Raw genomic sequence first — 9288 nt, forward strand, 5'->3', positions numbered from 1 at the left:
GATCACGGCGTTGCATCCGAGCGCATACGCGGCCTCTTTCAACTCTGCTAGAGCGTTTCGCCTGATGTGCGACAGTCCTGACAGCAAGTCTGAGCCGACATCCTTGTTCACACTCCCAAACCAGTGGGTTGGTCGGTCCATCGATACAGCATCGTCGCCGGAAATGTAGCCCGAGTACTTGGTGATGCTGTAGCCCTCAAAGTTGAAACCGGAGCTGATGAGCATGCTCGCCATAGCCTGCTGTTTGGCTAGCTCAGCTTGCTCCGCGTTGGCCTGCTCTAGCGCGAGACGTTCTTGCTCCTCAGCTACTCGTGCCTTCTCCTGGATACGGTACTGGTTGAAGTGGCCGACCATCTCGTCAGCGTTGACGCCGTCGTCGACGCTCAGGCCAGTAATCCCAGACTTGAATTGGAAGCTGGATTGCTTTAACCACCGATCGAAGTCCCCCGGGTCAAGCTGGTATTTCTTGGCAATGTCTCTGGTTTTCATGTAACTCCCCATCGTAGATATTTCATGGCGTGCTCTGTTGGGCCAACATCAAGGATTGATCTTGCATAGCGGCCGCTATGCATCTGGTCTGCGTCACTCTTGGAACAACACCTGAACGTCCGAAAGCAAATCGATCAAAGTTTCCCGTGGAGGCATTTCGCCCACAGCCTATCGCGAACGGCAATGGGCTCACGCTGTATACACTCCCCGTTCGAAGAGTTCCCCGCTGCCCATCGAGCGCATTCAGTCGGGCCGGACGCTGTCGACTTGCGAGGCCCTAACGCGCAAGTCACCTATTGAGCCTGCGTCGTTACTCCCCGTCCCGCAGCCACAACCGCGACGGCCTCCCCCGCGTCCCGTCGGACATTAGCCCGGTACCCTGCAGCTTCGGTTCCATGAACCGCCGGAACGTGTCCCGCATCAAACTTGAGCCCGCGACCACCTCGTGCAACTCCCGCAACCCCTTCAGCGTGAATGGCTCAGCCAGCAGCGCACCAGGGTCCGGCGCCTCGGCGTAAGCGGCCCGCAGCCACTCCACCGCTCTCGCAACAATCTCCGCGTGGCCGTACGGCAGCCCGGCGATCAGCTCCGGCTCCCCTGTCACGGAGGCCAGCCGGACGCCGTCGGACTTTAACGCTGACTCCAGTGCCGCCAGCGGCACCACGTCCACGTGCGCCACCGACAGCACCCAGCCGCGGTCGTCGCGCGCCGGGTCGTCGAACACCTGGAGCTGGCGCGGTACTCGCCCGGAGATCCCCGCCTTCTCCTGCAGGCAGCGCAGCACCGCGTCCGCCAGGGTCTCGCGCTCACGCAGGAAGGTGCCGGGCAGCGCCCACTGTCCGTGCTGATGATCCTCCGCGCGGCGCACCAGCAGCACGCAAACGGAACCGTCTGCCACCGTCAGCACCGCCGTGTCCACCGCCACCGAGGGGCGCGGGTAGTCGAGCAGGGACGTTCCGGCGCCGTTCTGGGAATCTTTCACAGGATTATTTATTTCAGTATTGCGCTAAAGATGCAAGCCGTGCATACTGGAGTCAATTAGCGCAGAAGTGATCTAAATCAACCGGAGGTTCCCATGAAAGTCCCCCAGCTCCACGTCGGYGCCGGCAGCAGTCTCGGCCCGCTCAGTATCTTCCCCGTCTGGACCTCCGGCTCCGGCAATCTGGGCATCAGTACCGGGACCCACGCCGACGTCGCCGTGACTGAACTCGCCAGCGGCCCCCAGGTCGCCCGGCTCACCGTCACCAACAACGGTCCGCACCCGGCCCTGCTGCTGGAAGGCGAGCTGCTCGAGGGCGGACAGCAACACCGGACCTGCGCCCGCGACGTGCTCCTGGGCCCCGGCGAAACCCGCGACATCGACACCTTCTGCGTCGAGGCCGGCCGCTGGGAAGCCGGGCGGACCAGCCACCGCCGGCAGGCACGGCGCGCACCGCTGAACGTGTGGTCCGAGCTCGCCACCGGCGTCGACGGCCGCCGCGGCGGCGACCGGCAGGGGCGGATCTGGGAGCGGGTCAGCCGCTTCGACGCGGCCCGCGGCGCGTCGGTGACCAGCTCCCTGCTGGACCACATGGACCGATTCAAGGACAACGCGCACCACCGCTTCGACGCCGCCGACGCTCCGGCACCGCTGGAGGGCCAGCGCGGCGTCGTAATCGGACTGGGCACGCAGCCGCTGCTCCTGGAGGTCTTCGGCACCGGGACGCTGTTCCGCCGGCACTACCGCCAGCTGATCGAGTCCGCACTGCTGGACCTGGAGCTTCTATCACCCCAGGCACTGGCCTCCGGCCCCATGCCGGGCCAGCGGGCCCGCGACTTCGCCGCCCACGTCCAGGTGATGGACTTCGGCACGTTCGACGGCGGCGCCGCGGCGGTTGAAGTCCGGAGCCACGGCGCGCTCCGGAGCCGCAATGTCTCCCGCTCCGCCGGCCCGGTGTCCGCCGCCGGAATCGCCGTCGAACTTCCCACCCGCCGCCCCCAGCTGGCCCACCTGACCGGCTGGAACACCCACCACCCCCTGATGGAGCTGGCATGAAACTGAACCCTTTGCAGAATGACCGCGCGGCCGGCGTCCTCGTGACCCTGGCCGCCGGCGACGCCCTCGGCGCCGGCTACGAGTTCGGCGCGCCGCTGCCGGACGGTGCCGAGGTCACCATGAAGGGCGGCGGGCCGTTCGGGTTCGCGCCGGCCGAGTGGACCGACGACACCTCCATGGCCGTCCCGGTCGCCCAGGCGCTGCTCGAGGCAGTGTCCGACGCCGGATCCTCCTCCCCCACGGCGCTCACCATGGTGGTCCGGGCCTGGACCGCGTGGGCGGCCGAGGCCAAGGACGTCGGCGCGCAGACCAGTGCCGTCATCGCTTCGGCCCGGCGGCTGGCCTCCGCCGACGGACGGAACAAGGTCCGGGCCGCCGATTTCAGCACCGCGGCCGCGGACTTCCACGCCCGCACCGGCCGAAGCGCCGGCAACGGCTCGCTGATGCGCACCGCTCCGCTGGCGCTGGCGTACCTGGGCCGGGACGCGGCGTCCCTGATGGCTCAGGCGGGGGTGCTGAGTGCGCTGACCCACGCCGACCCCGACGCGCAGGAAGCCTGCGGCCTCTGGTGCGTGGCCATCCGCGAGGCCGTGCTGACCGGGCGGCTCGACGTCCGGGCCGGGCTGCCGCTGCTATCCGCCGAGCGGGCCGCGCTGTGGCTGGAACGCATCGAGGCGGCCGAGCGTTCCCGGCCGCGGGACTTCACCCGCAACGGCTGGGTAGTCGAGGCCTTCCAGGGCGCCTGGAGCGCCATCCACTTCGCCGGCCTGACCGCCTCGGGCCCGGTGCACCTGCGGGCCGCGCTGGAGGAAGCCGTCCGCGGCGGCCGGGACACCGACACTGTCGCCGCCATCGCCGGCGGGCTGCTCGGCGCCGCCTACGGCTACACGGCCGTGCCCTTCGAATGGCGGCGGCGCCTGCACGGCTGGCCCGGGCTCTGGGCCCGCGACCTCATGATGCTCGGCATGGAGCTGGGCCGCGGCGACGGCCGCCGGCCCGCGTCCTGGCCGCGCGCCGAGCGCCACGACTACAGCATGTGGGGCCGCACCGACGCTCTTGTCCAGCACCCGCACGACGACGGCGTCTGGCTGGGCGGGGTCGGCTCCCTGGCACTGGTGGCCGAGCTGGGGATCGACGCCGTGGTGTCGCTGTGCCGGCTCGGGACCTTGGATGTGCCGGGCGTGGTACCGGAGGATCACGCGACGTTCTGGGTCATCGACTCGCCTCTTGAGGAGGACAACGCGCACGCCGCGTTCGTGCTGCGCGACGCGGCAGCCGCCGTCGAACGCTTCCGCGCCGAGGGCAAGACGGTGCTGCTGCACTGCGTCCGGGCCGAGTCCCGGACGCCGACCGTCGCCGCGCTGTACGGGGCCGAGGTCGCGGGGGTTACGCCTCTGGAGGCGCTGGCTGAGGTGCGGAGGGTACTGCCGGGCGCGAACCCGAATGGGTTGTTCTTGGGGTTGCTGAAGAATTTTCAAATGGCACCCTAGGCTAAGCGAAATGGGTTTTATTGATTCACGTCAGAGTTGCGGGGGCAGCAGTGAAATGTATTCCGGAGGAACCGGACTTCCGTGACGGCCAACTGGCGGAGAAAGTGGTCTGGGAAGCACTCAAAGATTGTCTGCCCGACGACGCCGTTTTGGCCCACTCGGTCCAGGTGCGGGACGGACGGGCAGAACACGAGATCGACATCCTTGTTCTGTGGCCCGGCGTCGGTATGGCCGCCATCGAGGTGAAGGGCGGCCGCATCGCCGTCGACAACGGGCAATGGACGCAGTCCGACAGGTCCGGTGTCCACAAGATTCAGAGTCCCGTTGCCCAGTCGCAGGGTTCGCTCCATGCCTTCAAGAACTGGATCGGCCGCCAACTGGGCACACCGCTGACGAGCCGCTTCGCCTACATGGTCAGCCTCCCCTACACCGACGTTCCCCGGACGTGGGAGATGGCGGGCTGCCCGCGGTCGCTTGTCCTGGACCGGGAAGACACGGCGTCAGCGGCCGAACTGGTCCGGACCGCTATCGAGCGCGAAGGAGGCGGCGCTTCTTCGCTAGCGCCCGCGTTCATGGAGCGCATCGTCCGCGTGCTCAACGGAACGCTGGGAAGGGATAGCCAACTGCTGGACCCGAAAGAGCAGGAAGACGCCCAGGACCACCTCACCGAACGGCAGTCGGTGCTCTTGAAGGCCACCCGTTCCCTCCCCAGGGTCCGATTCGTCGGTGGCGCGGGCAGCGGCAAGACGTGGCTGGCCATCGAGAAGGCCCGACTGCTGTGCAAACAGGGCAAACGAGTCGGGCTGTTTAGCTACAACAAGGGCATCAGCCAGTATCTACAGGACCGGGTGTCCAACTGGCGTCATGCCCAGCCCCAATTCACCGGCGAGTTCCATGAATATGCCCGGCGCTTGGGGGTGCCGGATGGCACTGGGCCCGCCTACTTCGAAGAGGAACTGCCCCAGTTACTCAAGGAGCTTGCGGTCGGTCTACAGCCCCAGCAGCGGCTGGATGCGGTGGTCATTGACGAAGCCCAGGATTTCGCTCCGCTCTGGTGGGAGGCGCTGCTTGCCACCGCGACGGACGACGCCGAGATCTACGCCTTCCTGGACGACCACCAGGACGTCTACCGCCGCTGGGGCAACCCTTCGACCGATGGCGCAAGCCCGCTGGAAGACCTGGTGACGATCCATATCGATGAGAATCTCCGCAATACACGGAAGATCGCGGAGACGTTCAGGTCTTTTGCGGGTGACCACTTCACGCCCCGTGGCAGCACCGGACTTCCTGTCCGCCGGGTTGAGTGCGCCACGGAGGATGCCCTCGACGTCGCCGGAGACTGCATCGACGCGCTGATCGAGGAGGGATGGGCGAACAACCAGATTGCGATGCTGACGACGAAAGATCGTCACCCCATCCACAAGGAATTTTTCGAGAACGGCACCACCGCTGACTACTGGCGCGAGTTCCATGCAAACGACAGCGAGTTCTACGGCCACGTTTTGGGCTTCAAGGGCTTGGAACGGTCTGTGATTGTTCTCTGCGTCAACGGCTTCAAGGATCTAAGTCGTGCAGCCGAGCAGCTCTACGTGGGCTTGTCCCGAGCTCGAAGCCTGCTGGTGGTGGTCGGCGACTCCGATCTACTGGAGAAGGCCGGCGGGAGGGAACTCAAGATGGCACTTTCGCGCGCTGAGAACTGGAATCCTGCCACTCCTGTCGGCCTCTGACCTACCGATTTTCTTCCTGCCGTCCAGATCCCGGCCCTCAGCAGGCGCTTGAGGGCCGAGAACTAGACTGGACCGTAACTCCACGGCAGGCGTAAGGGATGCGCAGCCACCCTATAGCCGGGTTGAGTCCTTGCTATCTTGCGCGAACAACCACTCCGGCACGGCTCTCCGCCAGCACTGAATCAGTGACATCGTGGACGGCTTTCGCCAACTGGACGTCCAAGTAGGATTCCACGAAGTTAATTGCAATAATTGCAGGCGTTGTCTGATTCGAAATCACGGACAGCTGGTTCGAAAGCCATTCCTGTACGCGCGTGAGCCAGACTGAGCCGGCGCCGCTTCCGTCGAGCTCAAGATCTCCCATGAATTCCTTGCTGAAGAGCTCCGGATCAGTTTTCGGATCGGGGTACCTTCCGTCCGAAACAAGCGAGAAGTAGAGCGCCATGGCGCCGCGCTCGTAAAGGTGCACGAGCTGAAGAATTGCGGGCATGTCGACGCCTACCGGCGCCCGCACTCCTCGAATCTCGCGGTTACTAACATCGGTGCTCCGTGATCTCACAAGCTCAACGATCTCAGCAGTCGGCAGCACTTCCCGTAGCCGTTCGCCAGCGCCCTGCAGCTTGTACATCGCTCGATGTGTATCAACCTCAGCAGCGTTTCGTTGCTGAATGAGGTCCTGGGCGCGAGCAGAGTTTGGATCGGCCTCCAGCAGTTTCTGAGGATCTTCTTTCCAATATACGTGCATCGATGCTTTCAGTTCGGCCATAGCTTCAAAGGCGCTGACCCTGGCCTGCGTAATCAGGTCCGCCCTTCCAGCCGCGTAATCCAACGAGGCACGCTCTACCGTCTCGGCGGCAACTGCTACCGCCTTCCTACCGAGAAGAGTGGCGATAAAAACACCTGCCACCGCGGCGAGTGCGGTGACAAGATTAATCAATAGTGAAATTACTTCGATGTCCAAGGTTCCCCAATGCTAGAAATATGACTGAGATATGAAAGCACATTTCTCGTATGACCGATGCGATTTGAGCATCTTGATTGCCTGTCCGAACGTTCCGGCCCCATCTCTGTGCCAGCTCGTACCCACACCTTGACGGCTGCGGTCGCACAACTGTCCCCCACGCACACCATCATGTGGGGCAGATCCGAATATTGCAGGGACATCAGCGGCTGGCCGGGACGCTAGATCAGGTCCCTGCTATCACGGTCAAGGCCGCGTAGACCGCGGCCCGGCGCCCCCTCCAGCGCCCCGTTTACGAAACGCAACGCGTTCCCGCCACCACCCCTTACTGTTGATCCTGCACGTAACGAAACCGTTTACGTAACCTGGCCCACGGCCGATTCACGCTGCACCCGCAGGCACCCTCAGGGAGGAGGAACAGTGGTCAGCATCCGCGATGTCGCCAAGCACGCCGGTGTCTCCCCGGCCACCGTCTCCCGGGTTGTCAATGGGCTGGTGGGCTACTCCGACGAGACGCGGGAACGCGTCGAGACCGCGGTCCAGAGCCTCAGCTACGAAACGGACCACCTCGCGCGGGCCCTGAAGACCCGGCAGACCTCCGTGATCGGACTCCTCGCCCCCATGGTCTCCGACGACCTGGCATCCCAGGTCATGCAGTGCGTGGAGAAGGAAGCCCAGGAACGCGGCTACGCCGTGATGCTCGGGCGCACCGGCGCCAAGTCCGCCTACATCGCCGGCTACCTGCGGACTCTGCGCACCTACCGGGCCGCCGGTGTCATCCTCATTTCCGCGGTGATCACGCCGGAGACACGGCAATTGCTCGGCCCCAGGGTCCCGATTATCTCCGTGGCCATCAGCGACAAGTCGGGCTCGCCCAGCGTCGCCATCAACGACGAGCAGGCAGCTTACGTCCCCGCCTGAGGGTGTCATTGAAATCTGCCGAAGACTGCCTCTGGCAGGACGAACTCGCGGCCCATCGCGTACAGCAGTATGGAGGCGCTGGCCCGCGCGGCGAGGCCGGAGGCGAACTGCAACAGCATCAGGCCGGCCAGGAACCCCACGCCGAACAGCTGACGGCCGATCTGCAGGCGGCTGAGCTGGCGGCGGATACCGAGTCCTCGAACACGTCGCCGGGGTGGAACAGCTGGGTTGTGGCCGGTCACGCATCCAGAGCACCCGGTGGCGGCAGCCCGACGAGTGCGGAGCGGCCGAACAGGCCGATTGTAGGGTCAGCATGGCCACCTCGGCAAAGCATCGCGGAGGGAGCGGCCGGCCGGACCGGACGCGCCCTCCGCGTGCACCGGACCCGCCATGTGTGTGATTCGCAGCGCTRAGTGGCGGCGTTTTCGCAGCGCTAATTGTCGCCCTAAGTGGCCATTTGGCAATCCTCAACGCGAATGCTTCTTCGTAGCCATCTGGAAAGAACTGAAGCGACTGAGGCCGGTGCAATACCGGCGCTCAGTCCCTTCAGCTCGCCCTTAGCTCCCTTAGCTCCAACCCACAGGGAGCCGGTCAGGTTACTTCTTTTTGGGAAGGAACATCGCCTTTTCCAAGGGCGTTACGGTGAGTGATTTGAGCTGGGCGGTCCCGCCTTCTGCGAAGAGGGCCATCTTGTCGGCTCCGGCGTTGGGGAATACCTGGTCAGTGATGGTCCGCAGACCGTTCTGAGCGAATACCTCTACGGATGAGTGGTCGAGATAGATCCGCATGGTGATGTTACCGTTCTTGTCCAGGGCAATGGGAGCGTTCTCAACGGAGGCGAATGCCGGGTGGAATGCCGTGTTGCCGGATTTCGTACGGTCGACGAACATTTTTCCGGTCGTGGCGTCGTAACCGATGACTGTTGAGGAGTTTCCGTCGCCCAGAACGGTGATGCCCGCTTTTTTCGCCGTACTGGGGGCGAAGGTAATGTCCACCTGCTGGACCTGTCCCGAGGCCGCAGCCGGCAACTGGTGGGCCCCTGCGGAAATCGGGCCGCCCTTGTTGTCCTTGTAGGAGACCTTTCCGTCGAGTTTGTCGACTTGCTTCACAGCGCTTTGGCTCAGCCGGGGGCCGTCGGGGGTCTGCGTCAGGGTGACCTCGCGAGGAAGTGCCATGGCGCTGCGCCACGGGCTGGTGGGGATGTCGTTCGCGTAGTCCCAGTTGTTCATCCAGCCCAGCATGACCCGCTTGTTATCGGGCATGTTGCCGAAAGACACGCTGGCGTAGAGGTCCCGACCGTAGTCCAGCCAGTCGTAGGACTGCAGGCGGCTTGTCGCTGCTGTGGAACTCGCCATGAATTCGTCAGCGAGGATATGCCCCCAGCCGAATCGGTTGTTGTCGACGACTTTGATCTGCGCCTGTTGGCCAACGAATTCCTTAACATTCCAGGATGCCCAATCCAGCGATTCACTGTCGTTGCCTGTGGCCGTGCGGACCACCTTTCCGTTGACAACCAGGTTCACGGTCTCTTCATCGGACCTGGGAACAGCGGCGGTATCGGTGAGCATGACGTGGTCAAGGGTCAGGTGTCCCCACCCGCCGGTAGCTTGGTCAACGACCCGCAATTGTGCATTCTGTCCCGCGAATTCTGAGACGTCCCAGCCC

9 protein-coding genes are annotated in these 9288 nt (G+C 64.5%); 4 read left to right on the top strand and 5 right to left on the bottom strand.

The genetic code is table 11. From position 1 onward, the window contains the following. Both AB4Y86_RS05385 and AB4Y86_RS05390 read right to left on the bottom strand, forming a co-directional pair. Window positions 1-489, bottom strand: a 489-nt coding sequence (locus AB4Y86_RS05385; RefSeq protein ID WP_441400778.1) for a heavy metal-binding domain-containing protein, incomplete at its 3' end; no start/stop codon positions are given. Between the two features lie 310 nt (window positions 490-799). After that, the gene (locus tag AB4Y86_RS05390; protein ID WP_441400780.1) at window positions 800-1471 is read right to left on the bottom strand and encodes an NUDIX domain-containing protein; all 672 of its coding nucleotides are present in this window, start codon (window positions 1469-1471) and stop codon (window positions 800-802) included. 93 nt (window positions 1472-1564) lie between these two features. Here AB4Y86_RS05390 and AB4Y86_RS05395 point away from each other — a divergent pair, with 93 nt between their 5' ends. Genes AB4Y86_RS05395 through AB4Y86_RS05405 form a run of 3 tightly spaced genes read left to right on the top strand, consistent with a single transcriptional unit; the run spans window position 1565 to window position 5741 of the window. Then, on the top strand, window positions 1565-2524 hold the full coding sequence (locus AB4Y86_RS05395; protein ID WP_441400782.1) for an ARPP-1 family domain-containing protein: 960 nt from the start codon (window positions 1565-1567) through the stop codon (window positions 2522-2524). After that, on the top strand, window positions 2521-4014 hold the full coding sequence (locus AB4Y86_RS05400) for an ADP-ribosylglycohydrolase family protein (protein ID WP_441400784.1): 1494 nt from the start codon (window positions 2521-2523) through the stop codon (window positions 4012-4014). Before AB4Y86_RS05395 ends, AB4Y86_RS05400 begins: the two co-directional genes overlap by 4 nt. Window positions 4015-4064: 50 nt before the next feature. Beyond that, window positions 4065-5741 (top strand): NERD domain-containing protein, encoded by a 1677-nt coding sequence (locus AB4Y86_RS05405; protein WP_441400785.1) that lies wholly within the window; start codon window positions 4065-4067, stop codon window positions 5739-5741. A gap of 133 nt (window positions 5742-5874) precedes the next feature. Here the strand turns inward: AB4Y86_RS05405 and AB4Y86_RS05410 are convergent, their stop codons facing one another. After that, the gene (locus AB4Y86_RS05410; protein WP_441400787.1) at window positions 5875-6702 is read right to left on the bottom strand and encodes a hypothetical protein; all 828 of its coding nucleotides are present in this window, start codon (window positions 6700-6702) and stop codon (window positions 5875-5877) included. A 420-nt stretch (window positions 6703-7122) separates the two neighbouring features. Here AB4Y86_RS05410 and AB4Y86_RS05415 point away from each other — a divergent pair, with 420 nt between their 5' ends. Continuing rightward, window positions 7123-7623, top strand: coding sequence for a LacI family DNA-binding transcriptional regulator (locus tag AB4Y86_RS05415; protein WP_441400789.1), 501 nt, complete (start codon window positions 7123-7125; stop codon window positions 7621-7623). Between the two features lie 5 nt (window positions 7624-7628). Here AB4Y86_RS05415 and AB4Y86_RS05420 read toward each other — a convergent pair whose 3' ends face one another. Beyond that, window positions 7629-7865 carry a hypothetical protein gene (locus AB4Y86_RS05420; protein ID WP_441400791.1) on the bottom strand — a complete coding sequence of 79 codons (237 nt, stop codon included), beginning with the start codon at window positions 7863-7865 and terminating at the stop codon, window positions 7629-7631. 354 nt (window positions 7866-8219) lie between these two features. Next, the coding region (locus tag AB4Y86_RS05425; protein WP_441400792.1) for a glycoside hydrolase family 32 protein at window positions 8220-9288 on the bottom strand (1069 nt) is incomplete at its 5' end.

Origin of the sequence: Arthrobacter sp. 2YAF22_2 (genome assembly GCF_052114645.1) — a bacterium.
Lineage (GTDB): Bacteria > Actinomycetota > Actinomycetes > Actinomycetales > Micrococcaceae > Arthrobacter.